Here is a 19,005-nt window from a genome sequence, read left to right as displayed (position 1 = left end):
GCCGCCGAGGCCGGTCGCGGCGGTGATGCCGTGCCGGGCGCAGAAGTCGAGCATGTCCTGGGTCTCGCCGGTGCCGCCGCTGCCCGCACCGGCCGGCTCTCAGACCGTCAGCTGTCCGGTGTGGTAGCGGAAGCCGTCGCCATCGCCTCCCGGCCCGAAGCGGGACGCCCATTCCGCCAGCATTCCGGGGGTCGGCGCACCGGCCAGCGCGGGTGCGGCCAGTGCGGGCAGACGATCGGTCCGCTCGAACAGATCCGTCCACTGGTCGTGGCGCAGTGACAGATACAGCAGCCCCGCCATTTCCGAGACCGCCTCGATATCGCGCACCCACGCCTGCGACAGGTCCAGTCCGTACAGCCGCGGGCAGTCGCGAAGCGGCGCGAGGGAGACGGGGCCGGACGCCTTGACCGTCAGCATCCGCAACGTCGGGTGGCCCGCCAACGAGGCCAGATCGGTCTCCCCGGTCAGGGAGAGCACCTGTACTTCATCGCGACGCGGCCCGGTCTCTCGGACGGTGCCCGGGCCGGAGGGCCCGCGCCGCGCGGGCAACTCCGCATCGATCCACAGTTCCGCATTCTCCGCATCGCACGTATAGGCACCGCGTTCCAGCGCCTCCAACTGGAGGCGCAACAGCGTGGTCACGGAATCGGCGACGAAGACGGCACCAGCGTCGTGGTTGCGGCCGATGCGGATGACCTGCCCCGGCCGGCCGGCCTGCGCGGGGTCCATGTCGACGGCGAGGAAGTCGCCGCCGGTGCTCTCGGCGAACGGGATCCAGCCGGGACGGTCGGCCGAACGCCGTACGACGCCCGGCGGGGAGGTCTCATCGCGCACGCGGTGATCGCACCAGGTGTCGCGGGCCGCCCACCAGCGGTCGCCCAGACAGAAGTCGACGAGCCTTCTGAACCCGAACCACGGATGGCGGTCCATGAGCCCGGCGCCGCCGTCGCCGTCCGCCACGGTGTAGAGCGCGCGCAGGTCGTCGGGGAGGTCGAGGCCCAGGGTGTGCGCCAGGTCCTCGATCGCCGTGGATTCGAGCGGCTCGGGCAGGGGTTCGGCGAGGTCCGCCGGACGCTCGAAGATCTCAGCCCGCTTCTCCAGGTGACGCCGCAGCAGCCGCACCGCTTCCCCGGGATCCCCCGCCTGCGCGGCGTCCAACGGCCCCGGCTGGTCGTCCCCGATGTCAGGCGGAGGGACATCGGGATCGAGCGCATAGACGTGACCGCCCGTCCCGGCCCCCGAGTGGCGGCTCGGGCTGATGGCCCGGCTGGTGAGCGCCTCGAATCGGCCCGTCGGATAGACGGCCAGCTCGATGGAGAGCGTCTCGGTACCGGCCCCGTCCAGGTCGTGAATCCTGCTCAGCTGCTTGCGGAAACTCTGCGGGCCGGGGCGCGACCGGCCGTTCGCGAGCACATTGGTCACCACCCCGTCCTCCATGCCGTGCCGGTCGGTCCGGGCACTGAGGGAAGCACGCCGGTAACCCTGCGGCGCCCCCTTGGCCAGGCTCAGGGCCATCTTCTGGAACAGCGCCTCCGCCTCGACGTTCTGGTCGTCTGCCATGGCACTCACTTTCCTCGGCGAAGGTCGGTCCCGCAGCGATCATCTTTATCAGGGCCCACCGACATCGGAGGCCGCCTCCTGATCACGCGCTGACCAGACCGATCAGGAATCGAGAAGCGCCGTTCACCGAGCCGCAACTAGCGTGATCGACATCGACCTCACCGTTCACCGGTGTGACCCACGACTCCAGGAGCGACCATGACCGGCTCTTCCACCCAGGGGATCAAGACCGTGCTGCACCCCGTCTCCGACCTGGCGGCGTCCAAGAAGGTGTACGCCGCCCTGCTCGGCGTGCCGCCGCAGGCCGACGAGTCCTACTACGTCGGCTTCGAGGCCGCGGGCCAGCACATCGGGCTGGTGCCGGGCGGCGGACCGCAGGCCCCGGCCACGCCGGTGGCCTACTGGCACGTGCCGGACATCGAGGCGAAGCTCGCCGAGGTGACCGCCGCCGGCGCCACCGTGCGGGAGCCCGCGCACGACGTCGGCGGCGGCCGCCTGGTGGCCACCGTCACCGACCCCGACGGCAACGTCCTCGGGCTGCTTCAGGACCGCTGAGTACCGACCACGGCTCCCGCGCTCGTACTGTCGCCACACCGGGCATCGGCCCACCGATGACACGAAGGCGGTCCCGGCCGACAGAGGGAGGAACGGTGAACATGGCCACGAGGACGGACGCGCAGCCGCCCGCACCGCACGTTTCCGACAGCCACGACCTGATCCGCGTGCACGGCGCGCGCGAGAACAACCTCAAGGGCGTCAGCATCGAGATCCCCAAGCGGCGGCTGACGGTGTTCACCGGCGTCTCCGGCTCGGGCAAGACCTCGCTGGTGTTCAACACGATCGCCGCGGAGTCGCAGCGGATGATCAACGAGACCTACAACGCGTTCGTGCAGGGCTTCATGCCGGCGCCGGCGCGGCCCGAGGTCGACGTCCTGGAGGGGCTGACGACGGCGATCATCGTCGACCAGCAGCGGATGGGGGCCGATCCGCGCTCGACGGTCGGCACCGCGACCGATGCCAACGCGATGCTGCGCATCGTGTTCAGCCGGCTGGGCGAGCCGCACATCGGCTCGCCCAACGCCTACGCCTTCAACGTCCCCTCGGTCCGGGCGCGCGGCTCGATCACGGTCGAGCGCGGTGCCCGCAAGACCGTGCGGGAGACCTTCAACCGCCTGGGCGGCATGTGCCCGCGGTGCGAGGGCCGGGGCACCGTCTCCGACATCGACCTCACCCAGTTGTACGACGACGAAAAGTCGCTGAACGAGGGTGCGCTCACGGTCCCCGGCTACAGCATGGACGGCTGGTTCGGCCGCATCTTCACCGGCTGCGGCTACTTCGATCCGGACAAGCCGATCCGCAAATACACCAAGAAGGAGCTGAACGACCTCCTCTACCGGGAGCCGACCAAGATCAAGGTCGATGGCATCAACCTGACGTACGAGGGCCTGATCCCCAAGATCCAGAAGTCGATGCTGTCCAAGGACATCGACGCGCTCCAGCCGCACATCCGCGCGTTCGTGGAGCGGGCGACGACGTTCACCGTCTGCCCCGAGTGCGACGGCACCCGGCTCAGCGCGCCGGCCCGGTCGTCGAAGATCGAGGGGATCAGCATCGCCGACGCCTGCGCGATGCAGATCAGCGACCTTGCCGGATGGGTCCGCGGCCTGGACGAGCCGTCGGTGGCGCCGCTGCTCGTCTCGCTCCGGCGGACCCTGGAGTCGTTCGTGGAGATCGGGCTGGGCTACCTCTCGCTCGACCGGCCGGCCGGCACGCTGTCGGGGGGCGAGGCTCAGCGCGTCAAGATGATCCGCCACCTGGGCTCCTCGCTCACCGACGTCACCTACGTCTTCGACGAGCCCACCGCGGGCCTGCACCCCCATGACATCCAGCGGATGAACGGCCTGCTGCTGCGGCTGCGCGACAAGGGCAACACGGTGCTCGTCGTGGAGCACAAGCCGGAGACGATCGAGATCGCCGACCACGTCGTCGACCTCGGCCCCGGCGCCGGCGCGGCGGGCGGCACCGTCTGCTTCGAGGGCACCGTCGAGGGACTGCGGGCCGGCGGCACCACCACCGGCCGCCATCTGGGTGACCGGGCCGCCCTCAAGGACAAGGTCCGGACGCCCACCGGCACGCTGGAGATCCGCGGCGCGAGGATGCACAACCTGCGCGAGGTGGACGTCGACATCCCGCTCGGGGTGCTCGTCGCCGTCACCGGCGTCGCCGGCTCCGGCAAGAGCTCACTCGTGCACGGGTCGATCCCCGCCGGCGCGGGCGTGGTGGCGATCGGCCAGGGCCCGATCCGCGGCTCGCGGCGCAGCAACCCGGCGACCTACACCGGGCTGCTCGACCCGATCCGCAAGGCGTTCGCGAAGGCCAACGGCGTCAAGCCGGCGCTGTTCAGCGCCAACTCCGAGGGCGCCTGCCCCGCCTGCAACGGCGCCGGCGTCATCTACACCGACCTGGCGATGATGGCCGGCGTCGCCGCCACCTGCGAGGAGTGCGGGGGCCGGCGGTTCGACGCCTCGGTGCTGGACTACCACCTCGGCGGCCTCGACATCAGCGAGGTGCTCGCGATGTCGGTGGCCGAGGCCGAGGAGTTCTTCGGCGCCGGCGAGGCGCGGGTCCCGGCCGCGCACACCATCCTCGGCCGGCTCGCCGCCGTCGGGCTCGGCTACCTCACCATCGGCCAGCCGCTGACCACGCTGTCGGGCGGCGAGCGGCAGCGGCTCAAGCTGGCCACCCACATGGCCGACAAGGGCGGCGTCTACGTCCTGGACGAGCCGACCACCGGCCTGCACCTCGCCGACGTCGAGCAGCTGCTCGGCCTGCTCGACCGGCTCGTCGAGTCCGGCAAGTCGGTCATCGTCGTCGAGCACCACCAGGCCGTGATGGCGCACGCCGACTGGATCATCGACCTCGGCCCCGGAGCCGGCCACGACGGCGGCCGGATCGTCTTCACCGGCACCCCCGCCGACCTCGTCGCCGCCCGCTCCACCCTCACCGGCGAGCACCTCGCGGCCTACACCGGCACCTGACCGAGGCCCGCGCGGACCCGATCACCTCCGTCAGTGCTCACCGGCATCAGGGGCCAGCCGCGCGGCCTGGTCCCTCAGGTACCGCTGTTCGGGGAGGCTCGTCGTCAGCCGCGCCGCCGCCTGGTAGCCCTCCCGCGCGGCGGCGGGCTCGCCGGCCAGCTCCAGCAGGTACCCGCGCACCGCGTGGAGGCGGTGATGGCCCTGCATCCGGGCGTCGCGGTCGAGGGTCTCCAGCATCTCCAGCCCGGCGCGCGGGCCGCGGGTCTTCGCGACCGCGACGGCATGGTTGAGGGTGACCATCGGGTTGGGCGCGATCCGGCCGAGGATCCGGTAGAGGACGCGGATCTGTTCCCAGTCGGTGTCCTTGTCCCGCGGCGCCTGCACATGCAGCGCGGCGATCGCCGCCTGGAGCTGGTAGGGGCCGAGGGGGGACGCGGCCATGGCGCCGGCCACCAGGGCGGTGCCCTCCTCGATCATGGCGGCGTCCCACCGGCTCCGGTCCTGTTCGGCCAGCGGCACCAGGGCGCCGTCCGTGCCCGTGCGGCTCGGCCGGCGGGCGTCGGTCAGCAGCATCAGCGCCAGCAGCCCGGCGACCTCGCTGTCACCGGGCAGCGACCGGTGCACCATCCGGGTGAGCCGGATCGCCTCCTCGGTGAGCTCATGGCGCTGGAGATCGGGTCCGGAGCTGGCGGTGTACCCCTCATTGAAGATCAGATAGAGCACGTGCAGGACGGCCCCGAGCCGCTCGGCCCGCTCGGCCGCCGGCGGCGGCGCGAAGGACCCGCCGGCGGCCCTGATCCGCTGCTTGGCCCGGCTGATCCGCGGCGCCATCGTGGCCTCGGGGACCAGGAACGCCCGCGCGACCTCGGCCGTGGTCAGCCCGCCGACGGCGCGCAGCGTGAGCGCCACCTGCGAGGCGGGCGTCAGTGCGGGATGGCAGCACAGGAACAGCAGCGTCAGCGTGTCGTCCCGGTCCCCCGGACCGCCGTCGCCGGGGGCCGGTGCGAGGTCGGCGTCCGGTGCCTCGCGCGCGGCCACGGCGGCCTCCCGGCGGCGGCGCGCCTGCTCGCTGCGCACGTGGTCGACCAGGCGGCGGGAGGCCACGGTGACCAGCCAGGCCGTCGGGTTGTCCGGAACGCCCTCCTCCGGCCACTGCGTCGCCGCCGCCAGCAGCGCCTCCTGGACCGCGTCCTCGCAGGAGTCGAACTCTCCGTGCCGGCGGAGCAGCGCCCCGAGGACCCGCGGCGCCAGCTCGCGCAGCAGGTCCCCGAGGCGTTCGGGTGTGCTCACCCCCCGGCGGCGGCCGCGAAGAGCACCGGGCGGACCTCGATGCCGAGCCCCTCGACCCCGGCGTCCGGGATCAGCGCGGCCAGCTCGAGCGCGCGCTCGCGGTTCTCGCATTCGACCAGGTAGTAGCCGCCGACGTACTCCTTGGCCTCCAGGTACGGCCCGTCGGTCACGGCCGGGACCCCGTCCCGGACGCGCACCACGGCGCTGGCCGACGGCTCCGCGAGCGCCGCGGTCGAGATCATCTCTCCGGACGCCTCGACGGTCTCCATGAACGCGCCGTGGCCGGTCATCACCTCGTTGCGCTCCGCCTCGGTCAGGGCGTCCCAGACCAGCGGGTTGGTGTGCATGATCAGTAGGAACTTCACGTCGTCTCCTTGATGTCACGGCCTTCGGTGGCGCGTCGCGCGCCGCCTTACGGAGGTGGGTCGTAGCGGGCGGCGCGATTTTGACATCCCGCAGGGGACCAATCGCCTGGTGGCGCCACCGGCCACCTCGAAGAAGGCCGCAGTCCAAGGATAGACAGGGACGTTCCATCCATCGGCGCCGGCCTGCCGCAGTTCGGGGCCGCGCGGTCCCGGCGCCCGGCGCCCTTCGCCAGGTGGCGCGCCTGTCAGGCACCCTCCTCGGGACGGGCGGGATTCAGGACGGGCGTGGCCCAGGCGGCGCCCGCGATGAGGACCAGCAGCACCGGAATGAGGCTGAGCGCGATCGGCTGCGAGGTGCGGTCGGCGAGGAACCCGATCACCGCGGGCCCGCACATGAACCCGGTCCAACCGATCGCGGAGACGGTGGCGATGCCGGTCCCCGGAGGGAGGCGCGGCTGGTTGCCCGCGGCGCTGAACACCACCGGGACCACCGAGGCCAGACCGATGCCGAGCGCGGCGAACCCGGCGATCGCGGCGGCCGGCTCGGCCAGCAGGAGCCCGCCGGCCAGGCCCGCGGCGGCGAGCACGGACAGGGCGGTGACCAGCGGGCGGGGGCCGAAGCGGGATTGCAGGTGGCCGCCGGACAGGCGTACGACGACCATGGACGCGGCGAAGGCGGCGTAGCCCAGTCCGGCGGCTCCGCCGTCCAGGCGCAGCGTCTCGCGGAGGTAGACCGCGGCCCAGTCGGCCACCGCCCCTTCGCACAGCAGTCCCGCGAACGCGATGGCCCCGAGGACCAGCAGCGGCCGGGAGGCGCGGGAGCCGCCGCGCCGATCGCCGTGCGGGGGCGCCGGATCATCCGCGAAGCGCGCCGTCGGCCAGAGGCCGGCGAGCATCCCGACCACGCCGAGCGGCAGGAGCTGGGCCGGCAGCGGGACCCCGGCGGCGACGCCGGCCGCCCCGATGCCCGCGCCGGCCAGCGCCCCGACGCTCCAGCACCCGTGCAGCGTCGTCATGATCGGACGGCCCCGGGCCCGTTCGGCCGCGACGGCCTGGGCGTTCATCGCGATGTCCAGGACTCCCTGGAACGCGCCCCAGAGCGCCAGGGCCGCGAACAGCTGCGGCATCGATCCGGCCGCTCCGATCAGGGTGCCCGCCAGGCAGTATCCGGGCAGGGTGATCCGCACGACCGTGCGGCTGCTCAGCCGGGACAGGAGCGCGCCCGCGAACACCATCGCGCAGACCGATCCCACCGGGGCGCCGGCCAGGGCCAGCCCGAGCGACCCGTCCCCGAGCCCGAGACCGGCCTTGACGTCGGGGATGTGCGCGGTCCACGAGGCGAACAGCAGCCCGTGCACGACGAAGACGACCGTGACGGCCGTCCGGGCGGCCCCGCCCCTCGCCGCGGCGGTGACTGGCGGGCGCTCCCGGCCGGACGGGAGCGCCCGCGCATCACACACGGTGCACCTCGATGCCGAGCGCGGCGATGGCCTCGAGGGCCTCCGGCGGCGCGGCGGTGTCGGTCACCAGCACGTCCACCCGGGTCAGGGGGGCCACCACCGCCATCGCGGTCCGGGCGAACTTGGCGGCGTCGGCGGCGAGGATCGTCCGCGCCGCCGAGGAGATCGCCACCGACTTCAGCGACGCGTCCGCCGGATCGTAGGCGGTCACCCCGTGCTCGGCCGAGGCTCCGCAGCAGGACAGGACCGCCGTGTCGAACCGGAGCGCCCGAAGTCCCGCCTCCGCGAGCGGGCCGGTGACCGCGAGCTCGCCCGGCCGCACCTCCCCGCCCGCCTGGATGATCCGGGTCGGCGCCGCGTTCGCCAGGGCGCCGGCCGCCTGCATCGACAGCGGCATCACCGTCACCCGCCGTCCGGCCAGCGCCCGGGCCACCTCCAGGCCGGTGGTGCCGCCGTCGACCACCACCGCCTCCCCGTCCTGGATCAGTCCCGCGACCGCGGCGCCGATGCGCCGCTTGGCCTCGACGTTGTCGACCTCGCGGAAGGCGAACGGCGGTCCCTCGCCCCGGGACAGCAGGCTCACCGCGCCGCCCCGCACCCGCCGCAGCACGCCCTGCTCGGCCAGCTGCTCCAGGTCACGCCGGATCGTCACCTCGGAGGTGCCGATCGCCCGGGCCAGCTCGGCCACGTCCACCCGCTCCACACTTCGAAGCCGGTCAATGATCAGAGCGTGGCGTTCTGAAAGATCCATGTTTTCATACGAACATGGGATGCGACTCTTTTCAAGTGCGAGCTCGTCACCCGGTGAGCTGGGCCCCGACCGGCTCCCCCTGACCCGCCGTCCCCGGCCGCCGGCCGCGCGGTCGGCGATGCTGGTGCCATGAGCTTCCCCAACGACGCCGCGACGCCGCCGTTCACCCGCATCAAGGTCCGCGTCGGCGCCCTGGTGTTCTGCGGCGACGAGGTCGCCCTGATCCGCCGCGACCGGCCCGGATCGGTCCACTACACCCCGCCCGGCGGCAACGTCGAGCACGGCGAGGACCTGCTCGCCGCCCTGCGGCGCGAACTGGCCGAGGAACTCGGCCTGGCCCCCTCCCAGGCCCGCGAGCCGGAGCTGCTGTGGGTGGTCGACCAGATGGTCTCCCGTCCCGGGGCCACTCCCCCGCCGCGCAAGCTGCACCTGATCTACCGGCTCCACGTCACCCCCGAGGTCCGCGCCGGACTCGCCACCGAGGAGTACGACGAGGTCCCCGGCGGGCACGAGATCGGTCTGATCCAGTGGATTGACCACCGCACGGCCGCCGGGTTGCCGATCTTCCCGCCGATCGGCCCGGCGCTCGCCGCGCTCCCCCGCCCGAGCGCCGCGCTCGCCGACGCGGCCCTGCCCGCCGTGACCGACGACAACTACGTGTGGGTGTGACCGCTCGACCGCCCCGGGGATCCGGGCGCCCACGGCGTCGCCGCGAGCGGCGGGCATCGCACGCTCCGGCCCCGGTCAGGTGGCGCGTGCGAGGGCGGCGGCGAGATCGCCGAGGTACCGGGAGACCGGGCCCAGAGTGAGAAGGCCGCTGCCCGCGCCCGCCAGTTCCGCCGCGGCGGGCGCCAGCTCGCGGCGCGCGCGCTCCATCGCCGCCCTGTCGCCGACGGCGATGGCCGCCCGCGCGATGAGGCACCACAGGGCCTCGAGCAGCAGGTCGCGGGGCGGATCGGGGACGTCGCGCAGCGCCCCGGCGGCCTCGGCCGGACGGTCCTGGGCCAGCAGCACCAAGGGGCGGGCCCAGGGCCGGTAGGGGCCCCAGTCGACGCGGTCGTCGGTGGGGGCGGGCAGCCCGTGCTGCACGCGCAGGCCCAACAGGGCGAGCGGCAGCAGGCCGTGTTCCAGCCCGGGCATGCCGGCGCCGTCCAGCAGCGCGGCGGCGTCCCGGTAGGCCGCCTCGGCCACGGGCACGGACGCCCGCTCGGACGCGGCGAGCCGCAGCGCCCGGTACCACCGGGTGAACACCTCCACCAGCGGAAGCTCATGGTGCTCGGCGAGCGCGTCCGCGGCGTCCGCGTGCCGGTCGGCCCCCGGGAAGTCGGCGAGCGCGCTGCGGGCCTGGATCCGGACGAGGTGTCCGAGCACCTCGGAGGTGACCAGGCCGTGCCGGGCCGACAGCGCGACCAGCTCGGCGCCGATCCCGTCCCGGAGCGGCGCCGACCCCGCGCGCTGGAACGCCTGCATGAACACGCCGTTGAGGGCGAAGGCCAGCAGCGCGGGATCGTCCAGGCGGCGGGCGATCTCCTCGGCCCGGCGCGCGGCCTCGGGTCCCCGCGCCGAGCGGGTGCCGCGCGACTCCACGGCGATGGTGGCCAGCAGGCGGGCCCGCGCCGCCTCGTGCACCCCGGGCGGGACGCGGGCCAGGGTGCGTTCGGCCGCGGCCACGATCCGCGCCGCCTGCCGCGGGTCGTCCGACCGGGTCCAGATCGCCGGGACGTCGTAGGCGCCGATCACCCGGGCGGTCAGTTCGGCGTCGCCCAGCTCCTCGGCCGCGGCGATGGCCGCCAGGCGGTGCCGGCGCGCGGCCTCCAGGCCGGTCCCCCCGGTCACCGCGAGATTGCGCAGCAGGCCGACCGTCGACTCGAGCCGGGCCCGGGACCCCGAGCTCACGGTCCGGTCGTAGACGGCGGCCGTCTGCGCCCACACCCGGGCCGCCGCCCCGTCCGGCCCGGACGCGGGGTCGAGGTGGCCGGCGTGGTGGAGGATGTCGCTCTCCAGGCGGCGGAGCGCCGGGCCCGGATCGGCGCCGAGCTGCTCGACCAGCAGCGTGCGCGCGCGGCGCAGGACGGCGAGCGCGTCGCCCTGGCGGCCGGTGCGGTAGAGCGCGAGGGCCAGCAGCCACCAGGCGTCCTCGCGCCAGGGGTGCTCGGCCACGTGCGCGTCCAGGTCCGGCACCGCCTCGGCGGCCAGGCCGAGGGCCAGCCGCGTCCCGGCCCGGCGCTCGACGGCGTGCAGCCGGAGTTCGGCCAGGCGGGAGCGTTCCGTGCGGGCCCACGGCTGGTCGGCGAACTCGGCGTAGGCGGGCCCCCGCCACCAGCCGAGCGCCTCGGTGAGCCGGTCGAGCCCGTCCTCGGGGGGCAGCGTCGCGGCGGCGGTCACCGCCTGCTCGAACCGCCAGGCGTCCACCGCGTCAGGCTCGGCGTGCAGCGCGTACCCCGGCCCCTGCGTGACCAGCAGCCGGGCGGGCGTACGGGGCGGACGCCCGGGTTCCAGCGCGCGGCGCAGCGCGGCTACGAAGGTGCGCACCGCGCCCACCGCCCCGGGAGGCGGATCGTCCCACAGATCCTCGATCAGCCCGGACAGCGGGACGACGCGGCGGCGGGCGATGATCAACCGGGCCAGCACCGCGCGGTGCCGCGGCCCCTTCAGGGCGATCGCGTTCCCGGCACCGTCCCAGGCCGTCACCGGTCCGAGCACCCCGAACACGATCGGCACCCCTCGACCGTCCTTCCCGGCGCGTTCCCCATGGTCACGGTAGCGCGCTGACCGGATGCTCATTCGCGCCGGGCAGGCTGGAGGCGACCGGACAACAAATGGAAGGGCCGAGCCATGACATCGACCATCGCCGACTTCGAATACCGGCGCGTCCCCGTCGCCGACGGCGTGTCCCTGAACGTTGCCGTCGGAGGGACGGGCAGCCCGATCGTGCTGCTGCACGGCTTCCCGCAGACCCACCTGATGTGGCGGCACGTCGCCGCCGACCTGGCGTCCGACCACACCGTCATCTGCCCCGACCTGCGCGGATACGGCGCCAGCGACAAGCCGGCGGAGACCGACGGCACCACCTACGCCAAGCGCACCATGGCCGCCGACATCGTCGCCCTGGCCCGCGCCCTGGGCCACGACCGCTTCGCGCTGGCCGGGCACGACCGCGGCGCCCTGGTCGCGTTCCGCGCCGGCCTCGACCACCCCGGCACGATCACCCATCTGGCCTGCCTTGACGTGCTGCCCACCCTGGACATGTGGGACGTGATGCACGGCACCACCGCCGCCGTCGGCTTCCACCTGTACCTGATGGCCCAGCCGCCGGGCCTGCCCGAGCGGATGATCGCCGCCGGCGCGGACGCCTTCTTCGGTCACTTCCTCGACATCTGGGCCAACGACCCCGCGGCGATCCCCGCCGACGTCCGCGCCGCCTACCTGGATGCGTCCCGCGAGGCCGTCCCCTCGATCGTGGCCGACTACCGCGCCTCCGCCGGCATCGACGTCGAGCACGACAAGGCCGACCTGGAGGCCGGCAACCGGCTGCGGATGCCGGTCGCCGTCCTCCAGCAGGACTGGGGCGCCGCCCTCGGCTTCGACGCCGCGGCGCTGTGGAGCGCCTGGGCGCCCGACCTGCGGCACACCGGCGTCACCTGCGGCCACTTCATGGCGGAGGAGGCCCCCGCCGACATCGCCAAGGCCCTTCGGGACCTGCTCGCCCGCTGACCCCAGCGTCAGCGAAGGCGGGTCGCGGTGACCGTCACCGTGGCATAGCGCATCGCGACGTTGCCCCCGATCGCGTCGATGGCGGCGCCGACGCCCGCCAGCACCTCTGCCAGCGTGGCCGGCGGGAGCCGGGTGTGGCCGCCGGTGGTGGGCAGCTGGTCCAGCCACTTCGCCGACTTCGACGCCTTCCTCGCCGAACTCGTACTGGACCGCGTCGCCCGGATCGACGGCCAGGCCGCCGCCCTGCGCGACTCCGCCGGGACCGGCACCGTCGCCGCCAACCTCACCGGCGCCCTGACGGACCTGTTCGAGTCGGTCGCCGTGGCGATCGTCAGCCTCGTCACCTCCCGGGACGACCTGCGCACCCGGCTCCGCCAGACCACGCCGGCCGGCATCCCGGTACTGACGGAGGCCACGGCCATGATCGCCTCCTACCTCACCGCCGAGCGCGAACTGGGCCGCATCACGGCGGACGCCGACATCGCGACCCTCGCCCCCATGCTGATCGGGACCGGGCACCTGCTCTTCGCCGACCGGAAGTCCGCCCCGCCGGACGCCGGAGCCGTCCTCAAAGCCGTGACGGCGGCCACCGCCGGCGTCACGCCGACGACCGAGCCGGCATGACCGACCTGGGTCGAAGGGCCTACCGGCCAGCGCTCCGGACGAGCCGCAGTATCCGCTCGGCCGGACCAGGGAACAGCGCGCTGGTGATGAACACGGCGAACGACACCGGCACGACGAGGATCAGACCGGTCAGGGGGTAGTCGACCACGGCCCTCCATCACCGGCCTGCCACAGGATGAGGAATGAGGCGACCGGATGCTGAGAAGCACGATCGACCTGCGCCCGACAGACGAACTGAGCGCGAGCATGCCGGCGACCACGGCTGGTGCGGCAAGCATGTCTGGATCCGACGGTGGCGTGGGTCGCCCGCGCTCGCCGGCGTCGCCCGGTGCTCGTCGAACTGCAGCGAGAACGCGAACGGCTCACCGACGCCGTGACCGGCCTCCTGAACGCCCGCGACGCTCTGGACACCGTCATCGGGGCCGGCCCACAGGCCGACACCGCCCGTCCATCGTCCAGGTCATGAGCTCGCCCGCCCGGCGGTCCCGGTGAGGTGGCCGAGGAACGCGAGCGTCCGGGCGACCTGATCGGGCGAACCGAACGGCACGGCGATGAACTCGGTCGCACCCGCGTCCGCGAAACGGCGAAGCTCCTTCTCCACCTCGCGCTCGGCGCCGACGATCGCGACATCCGCGCCGCCGCCCGCGCCTTCCATCTCGAGCAGCGCCCGGTAGCGCGGCACCATGCCGACGCCTGCGAAGTGAGCGGCGATCCGGTTCCGCGTGCCCGCGGGGTCGTCGGTGACGGCGATGGGGAGGTTGACGAGGACGCGCGGCGCAGGCCGTCCGGCGGCGTCGGCCGCGGCGGTGACGCGCGGGGTGATGTGCGTCGCGACCGTCCGCACCCCGGTCCAGATGGCGACGGTTCCGTCGGCGAGTTCACCCGCGATGCGCAGCATCACCGGCCCTAACGCGGCCAGGAGCACGGACGGCGGCTGCGCGCCGGGCGTCGGGACCTGCCCGACGACATGGTGGACGTCGCCGCGGAACTCCACCTGTTCGCCGCGCAGCAGCGGCATCAAGGAGCTCAGGTATTCACGGGTGTGCTGGGCGGGACGCTCGAAGCTCAGCCCCAGTGACGCCTCGACGTGCTGCCTGTGACCTGGCCCGATGCCGAGCGTGAGCCGGTTTCCGATGGCGGCCTGCACGCTCAGGGCCTGGCCGGCCAGTGCCAGCGGATGACGCGGATAGGTGGTGACCACGGCCGTTCCCAGCGGGAGGTCCGGCACGGCCAGACCGGCGACGGTCACGGCCGTGAGTGCGTCGAAGGTGCGCCGCTCCGCCCACCAGGCGCCATCGAGCCCGAGGTCAGCGGCGCGCCGGACTTCGGCGACGGTCTCGTCGAGCGTCCGGGGGCGGTCGATACCGATGCCGACGTTCGTGCTGATGCGCATTCGCCCTCCTTGATCAGATGCTGCGGGCCGCACGGTGCGCGGCTGAGGGGGCGTGCCGCCGGCGGGCCATGGCGGCGGGCGGCACGCCCCGTCAAGGACGCCGGGTCAGGCGGCCACCGCGGTCAGCGAACGATGGTGCTTCGGGGTCTCGATCTCGTCGACGAGCGCGACCGCCAAGTCCGCGTAGGAGAACCCGGACGCGCCTTCACCGGCGGGCAGTACCTGGCCACCGCCGGTCCGGTACCGGCCGGTCCGCGGCGCCTCGTCGTCCAGGACGACGGGCGGCGGGGCGAGCACCAGCCAGTCGATCTCGGCCCCGGCGGTGCGGAGCGCGTCGAGTCCCGCCGCATGCCCGAGGGAGAAGGCCCGTCCCTCCTCAGGGAAACCGGGGGTGTCATGGACCGGCACTCCGGGCGCGGCCTCCAGCATGGTGCCGATCCCGATCCAGAGCAGCCGACCGACTCCCACACGGGGCAGGCCGCTCGACAGAGCGTGCGCGGCGCTCACGTAGAACTCGTCAGAGGCCATGTCGAGCCGGGCCGCGGCGTTGATCGCCGCGTCGTGCCCCGAGGCGACCGCCGCGACGCTGTCCGCGCGGGTGACGTCGCCGGATACCACGGTCACGCCGTCACCGGCCAGACTCCGGTGCTTGGCCGTGTCGCGCACGACCGCGGTGACCTGATGGCCGCGGGCGACGGCCTCGGTGACCGCGTGCCGGCCCGCGCGCCCGCCCGCTCCGAAGATGACGACCTTGCTCATGAGGGATCCCTTCGACAAGGCCGGCTCGACGCCGGCCGATGCCGCGGACGCTAACCCGTGGACCCTTGGTTTCCGCAAAGATAGTTACGTACTCTCGCGAGAGTGAGCCAACCACTCGATCCCGAGATGTTCGCAGGATGCGTCCGCGCCACCCCTCCCATCCGGATCGGCGACAAATGGACCGCGAAGGTCATCAGGTGCCTGGAGAGCGGCCCCCGGCGCTTCTCCGAGCTGAAGGTCCCGCTGCGCGGCATCACGCCGAAGGTGTTGACCGAGACGCTGCGGGCGATGCAGCGGGACGCCCTGATCACCCGTACCGCCTACCCCGAGATGCCCCCACGGGTCGAGTACGAACTGACCTCGCTGGGCCGGACGCTCCTCACGCCGATGGCCGCCTTCTGCGACTGGACCGAGGCGCATCTGCCCGAGTTGCTCGACGCCCGAGATGCCTACGAGGACCACATCCTCGCGCCGCCGCCGTCCGCCCGACCCCCCGCGCGGTGAACCCGGCGCGTGCCCGCTCGTCGTCGCGTGGGCCGTCCCGTCAGAGGTCGGCGTCCGACGGGGGCTCGGCGAAGACGCCGGCGGACGCGGCGAGGGCGGCGGTCCTGGCCGCGTGGTCGGGCAGGTGCGGGTCGAGTGGCGTCTGAAGAAGCACCAGCTCGTGGTAGAGCGGCGCGGTGGCGGCGATGAGCAGTCTCCGCGCGTCGGTGTGCGGCGGGAGTTCGCCGCGCCGGACGGCCCGGCTGACGACGATCTCGCAGCGCGTGTACCGGTCCTCCCAGAGCCGCCGCTGCGCGCGGGCGGCCACGTCGGAGCGGAACGAGGCGGCGATCAGGGCCGCGGCGATCGACGGCCGGGCGGTCAGGGCCTCCTGGATCTCGTGGTTCAGGGCCGCGAGGTCGCCTTGCAGGGAGCCGGTGTCCCGGGGGCGCCAGTCGTCGTCGCCCGCCGCGTCGTAGACGTCGGCGAGCAGGCCGCCGACGTCCCCCCAGCGCCGGTACACCGTGGTGCGGTGCACGCCCGCGCGGGCCGCGACGGCGTCCACGGTGAGCTGGTCATAGCCGTGTTCGCCGAGCTCCGCGCGGACCGCGTCGAGGACCTGCGTGCGGATGCGGGTGGTACGGCCGCCAGGTCGACGCAGGGGCGGAGGCGCCGGTCGGTCGTCCTCCGGCCGTGGCGCTACGGGAGTCATCGTCGAGATTCCGTTTGCTTAGGGGGCGGCGTCGTGCCAGCATCTTAACGCAGCAGTTGTCGCACTAGTGGAGTCTCGTATCATGATGCCGCCCGTTCCCGCCGACCCGACCGTGGTGCATCCGATACCCGGGCAGCCGCGCGTGGTGCTGCTGAAACCCCTGGTCACCTCTCCCCTGATCGAGGTCGGGGAGTTCTCCTACTATGACGACCCCGATGATCCGACCGCGTTCGAGACCCGCAACGTGCTGTACCACTACGGGCCGCAGAAGCTGGTCATCGGGAAGTTCTGCGCGCTGGGCGAGGGCGTGCGCTTCATCATGGACGGCGCCAACCACCGCATGGACGGCCCCTCGACGTTCCCCTTCCCGATCATGGGCGGTTCCTGGGCCGAGCACTTCGACCTCATCACCGGCCTGCCCGGACGGGGCGACACCCGGGTGGGCAACGACGTCTGGCTCGGATACCGGGCCCTGGTGATGCCTGGCGTCCGCATCGGCGACGGAGCGATCGTCGCCTCCGGTGCCGTGGTCGTCGACGACGTCCCCGACTACGGCGTCGTCGGCGGCAACCCGGCCCGGCTCATCCGCCGCCGCTACAGCGACGAGGACGTCAGCCGCCTTCTGGCCCTGGCCTGGTGGGACTGGCCGCTCCAGCACATCACCGAGCACGTCCGCACGATCATGTCCGGCAGCGTCGACGACCTCGAGGCCGCGGCACCCGAACGGCGGTAGCGCCACGTCAAGGCGGAGGGCGGTCCGTATTTCGCCGAGACCGCCCGCGCCCCGCCATTCCCCGACGGACTCGAGCCGCCCTCCTCATGAGCATGAAGACCTTCGAGCTACAGGCGAAAGCGCCACTCGTCGCCGTACAACAGGCCGTGAACGCGCTGCTGTGGACTGAGGCCGAGATGGTGTTCGAGACGTCCGCGCTTCTCCCCGACCCTGACGAGGTCCTCCAGCACCTGGAGCTGCGCACGTTCGTCCTCTGCGAGGACGGCGACTGGACGGTCGTCACCGGCCACCACTCCGGCGAGTGGCACCGCGACACGGGCGGCCACCTCTCGGCCGACCTACAGACCACCGTGCTGACCGGTTGGTACCACGAGGGCAACCTCACGCACGGCTGGACGGCCCACGAGAACGGCGACCGCATCGGCGGGCACGACTGGGTGGACACTTCCACGGCCGGACCGGCGACCGAAGACTCCTGGCCGGACCACGGCTTCGCCACCTGGGGCCGTTCCTACACCCACACTCCACTTTGGTGGGCCATGAGGACGCAGCCTCATATCGTCCTCATCGCCGCCGAGAGCCTCGACTGTCCCGCCTACCTGTACGACCTCTGATCCCGCGCGAGGTGAGCCCGGACGCGGCTCCGCCCAGGCGCAGCGAGCCGGACTCACAGGCGCCGCCCATTCTGGCTGATCGCGGTCAGGCCGCCCAGCGGAGGGCGGGCCCGTCACACCGGGCGTTCGAAGCGGGACTGGCGGCGGGCGACACCGGCCCGGAGGGTCTGGCCGAGGGCGTAGGCGGGTGAGCGGTCGAGGCTCTCGCGGTCTTCGTCGTAGCGGCGGGTGGTGTTGGGGTTGGCGTGGCCGAGGAAGTCCTGGACCACGTGCAGTGCGTGGCTGCCGAGGAGGAGGGTGGCCACGCCGTGCCGGATGCTGTGCGGGGACAACTGGTCGGCGCCCTGGACGTCGGCCGCCGCAGCAATGCGTCGCACCAGCCTGAAGACATACGGCTGGTCGATATGCCGCCCGGTCCTGGTGGCGAAGAGCGGCGCGTCGCCGGGAAGGGGGCCGCCGGGCCCGGCGGTGTCCTCGGCCCGCTGCTCGAGGTAGTCGTCGATGGCCTCGCTGGCCAGCGGGGGCAGCACGAACCGCTTGGTCTTGCCGCCCTTGACGGGCAGGTCGATGGTGCGGTGTCCGGAATCGTGGCCGAGGCTGCCGACCGTGGTGTCGGTGACGGAGCCGACCCGGCAGCCGGTGGAGAACATCACGGCCAGCAGGGCGTAGGTCCGCGTGGATTCCCGGGCCTTGGCGCAGGCCAGCATCCTTTCCATGTCGTCGGCGGAGATGCCGCGGGTGGAGGAGTACTGGTCGACCCGCGGCCGGTCCATGCCCGGGCCGAAGGGATTGCGTGCGGCCAGTCCGGCGCGGTGCAGGTAGGCGTACCAGGAGCTGACGGCCGAGAGCCGCCGCGCCCGGGTGGCGTCCTTCAGGCCCTGCGCGCGCAGCGCCGCGGCGTACAGGTCGGCCTCGACATGGCTGACGTCGGTCGGGTCCAGGCCGCGCGCGGCGACCCAGGTGATCCACCAGGCCACCTCCCGGATGTAGCCGGCCTGCGTGGCCGGAGAGGAGCGGCGTTCGCCCTGAAGCCAGGTCCCGGTCGTGGTACCCATCTCACGCAGGACCCGCTCGGGCAGCCCGGCGCCGGCGCTGCGCAGCAGGTCGGCCAACTGCTGCGGAGTACGGGCCGGAGCCCGTCCGCGCAGGACCACCACCCCCGCCGCCGGCGCGCCGAGGGTGGACACCATGGTTCCCGGCCCGGCGGCGCCGAACCCCGGCCGACGGTCCGGCTCCTGCTGCGGACCTTGGTGCACGGGCGACTGCGGGGACAGGAGTGGTACCTGGGCGGACACCTCTGAATCCGCCCCTGGGGGCCTGGTGGGCAGGTTCATCGTGTCCTTCCGCGGTGGGACGCTGCGCCGGGTGCACATGATCCGGCATGAGCCCACCGGGTTCGGCGAGCCCGGACCGCCTGGCGCCGGCCGGCGCCCATGTGTCGATCGAACGGTACTCCCGCTGACGGTGGCGGTCGTTGCAGGCGTCCCTGCACAGCGTCGGGACGGCCGT

Annotated in this window: 19 protein-coding genes; 8 read left to right on the top strand and 11 right to left on the bottom strand. The window is 73.3% G+C overall.

The genetic code is table 11. The features are described from left to right. Window positions 1–99: 99 nt before the first annotated feature. A complete protein-coding gene (locus QP090_RS32215) occupies window positions 100–1,560 on the bottom strand; it encodes an SMI1/KNR4 family protein (protein ID WP_285943424.1) in 1,461 nt (486 codons plus the stop codon). 198 nt (window positions 1,561–1,758) lie between these two features. On the opposite strand from QP090_RS32215, the gene QP090_RS32210 reads away from it, so the two are divergent. Together QP090_RS32210 and QP090_RS32205 are read left to right on the top strand one after the other, a co-directional pair. Then, complete coding sequence (locus QP090_RS32210; RefSeq protein ID WP_285943423.1) at window positions 1,759–2,115, top strand: VOC family protein; 357 nt, start codon at window positions 1,759–1,761, stop codon at window positions 2,113–2,115. Between the two features lie 101 nt (window positions 2,116–2,216). Continuing rightward, on the top strand, window positions 2,217–4,598 hold the full coding sequence (locus QP090_RS32205; protein ID WP_285943422.1) for an ATP-binding cassette domain-containing protein: 2,382 nt from the start codon (window positions 2,217–2,219) through the stop codon (window positions 4,596–4,598). Window positions 4,599–4,628: 30 nt separating this feature from the next. On the opposite strand, the gene QP090_RS32200 is transcribed toward QP090_RS32205, so the two are convergent. From QP090_RS32200 to QP090_RS32185, 4 genes are all read right to left on the bottom strand, one after another. Then, entirely contained in the window at window positions 4,629–5,888 is a 1,260-nt protein-coding gene (locus QP090_RS32200) for an RNA polymerase sigma factor (protein ID WP_285943421.1), read from the bottom strand. Further along, the gene (locus QP090_RS32195) at window positions 5,885–6,253 is read right to left on the bottom strand and encodes a YciI family protein (RefSeq protein ID WP_285943420.1); all 369 of its coding nucleotides are present in this window, start codon (window positions 6,251–6,253) and stop codon (window positions 5,885–5,887) included. Before QP090_RS32195 ends, QP090_RS32200 begins: the two co-directional genes overlap by 4 nt. 245 nt (window positions 6,254–6,498) lie before the next feature. Continuing rightward, window positions 6,499–7,713, bottom strand: a complete 1,215-nt coding sequence (locus tag QP090_RS32190) for an MFS transporter (protein ID WP_285943419.1) — start codon at window positions 7,711–7,713, stop codon at window positions 6,499–6,501. Continuing rightward, a complete protein-coding gene (locus tag QP090_RS32185) occupies window positions 7,706–8,464 on the bottom strand; it encodes a DeoR/GlpR family DNA-binding transcription regulator (RefSeq protein ID WP_285943417.1) in 759 nt (252 codons plus the stop codon). The genes QP090_RS32190 and QP090_RS32185 overlap by 8 nt, the downstream gene beginning before the upstream one ends. A gap of 129 nt (window positions 8,465–8,593) precedes the next feature. Between QP090_RS32185 and QP090_RS32180 the strand changes: the two genes are divergently transcribed. Beyond that, window positions 8,594–9,133, top strand: a complete 540-nt coding sequence (locus QP090_RS32180) for an NUDIX hydrolase (protein WP_285943416.1) — start codon at window positions 8,594–8,596, stop codon at window positions 9,131–9,133. Window positions 9,134–9,208: 75 nt separating this feature from the next. Here QP090_RS32180 and QP090_RS32175 read toward each other — a convergent pair whose 3' ends face one another. Next, window positions 9,209–11,185: an AfsR/SARP family transcriptional regulator gene (locus QP090_RS32175; protein WP_285943415.1), complete on the bottom strand. Its 1,977-nt coding sequence runs from the start codon at window positions 11,183–11,185 to the stop codon at window positions 9,209–9,211. 114 nt (window positions 11,186–11,299) lie between these two features. Between QP090_RS32175 and QP090_RS32170 the strand changes: the two genes are divergently transcribed. Both QP090_RS32170 and QP090_RS32165 read left to right on the top strand, forming a co-directional pair. After that, window positions 11,300–12,178 carry an alpha/beta fold hydrolase gene (locus QP090_RS32170; RefSeq protein WP_285943414.1) on the top strand — a complete coding sequence of 293 codons (879 nt, stop codon included), beginning with the start codon at window positions 11,300–11,302 and terminating at the stop codon, window positions 12,176–12,178. 114 nt (window positions 12,179–12,292) lie between these two features. Continuing rightward, on the top strand, window positions 12,293–12,802 hold the full coding sequence (locus QP090_RS32165) for a TetR/AcrR family transcriptional regulator (protein WP_285943412.1): 510 nt from the start codon (window positions 12,293–12,295) through the stop codon (window positions 12,800–12,802). Window positions 12,803–12,821: 19 nt separating this feature from the next. Here QP090_RS32165 and QP090_RS32160 read toward each other — a convergent pair whose 3' ends face one another. The 3 genes from QP090_RS32160 to QP090_RS32150 form a co-directional block, all read right to left on the bottom strand. Further along, a complete protein-coding gene (locus tag QP090_RS32160) occupies window positions 12,822–12,950 on the bottom strand; it encodes a hypothetical protein (protein WP_285943411.1) in 129 nt (42 codons plus the stop codon). 312 nt (window positions 12,951–13,262) lie between these two features. Then, window positions 13,263–14,195 carry a TIGR03564 family F420-dependent LLM class oxidoreductase gene (locus QP090_RS32155; RefSeq protein ID WP_285943410.1) on the bottom strand — a complete coding sequence of 311 codons (933 nt, stop codon included), beginning with the start codon at window positions 14,193–14,195 and terminating at the stop codon, window positions 13,263–13,265. Window positions 14,196–14,300: 105 nt separating this feature from the next. After that, complete coding sequence (locus QP090_RS32150; RefSeq protein WP_285943409.1) at window positions 14,301–14,954, bottom strand: NAD(P)-dependent oxidoreductase; 654 nt, start codon at window positions 14,952–14,954, stop codon at window positions 14,301–14,303. Window positions 14,955–15,056: 102 nt separating this feature from the next. Between QP090_RS32150 and QP090_RS32145 the strand changes: the two genes are divergently transcribed. Further along, window positions 15,057–15,458, top strand: coding sequence for a winged helix-turn-helix transcriptional regulator (locus QP090_RS32145; RefSeq protein ID WP_285943408.1), 402 nt, complete (start codon window positions 15,057–15,059; stop codon window positions 15,456–15,458). A gap of 40 nt (window positions 15,459–15,498) precedes the next feature. On the opposite strand, the gene QP090_RS32140 is transcribed toward QP090_RS32145, so the two are convergent. Then, entirely contained in the window at window positions 15,499–16,149 is a 651-nt protein-coding gene (locus QP090_RS32140) for a TetR/AcrR family transcriptional regulator (RefSeq protein ID WP_285943407.1), read from the bottom strand. A 67-nt stretch (window positions 16,150–16,216) separates the two neighbouring features. On the opposite strand from QP090_RS32140, the gene QP090_RS32135 reads away from it, so the two are divergent. Further along, the gene (locus tag QP090_RS32135; protein WP_432763097.1) at window positions 16,217–16,882 is read left to right on the top strand and encodes a CatB-related O-acetyltransferase; all 666 of its coding nucleotides are present in this window, start codon (window positions 16,217–16,219) and stop codon (window positions 16,880–16,882) included. 92 nt (window positions 16,883–16,974) lie between these two features. Further along, window positions 16,975–17,496 carry a hypothetical protein gene (locus tag QP090_RS32130; RefSeq protein WP_285943405.1) on the top strand — a complete coding sequence of 174 codons (522 nt, stop codon included), beginning with the start codon at window positions 16,975–16,977 and terminating at the stop codon, window positions 17,494–17,496. A gap of 113 nt (window positions 17,497–17,609) precedes the next feature. Here QP090_RS32130 and QP090_RS32125 read toward each other — a convergent pair whose 3' ends face one another. Beyond that, on the bottom strand, window positions 17,610–18,791 hold the full coding sequence (locus tag QP090_RS32125; protein WP_285943404.1) for a tyrosine-type recombinase/integrase: 1,182 nt from the start codon (window positions 18,789–18,791) through the stop codon (window positions 17,610–17,612). Window positions 18,792–19,005: the final 214 nt, after the last annotated feature.

It is taken from the genome of Actinomadura xylanilytica (assembly GCF_030283145.1).
Classification (GTDB): Bacteria; Actinomycetota; Actinomycetes; order Streptosporangiales; family Streptosporangiaceae; genus Spirillospora; species Spirillospora xylanilytica.
Note: the sequence above shows the minus strand (reverse complement) of the source record. Positions and strands in the feature narration are given on the sequence as shown.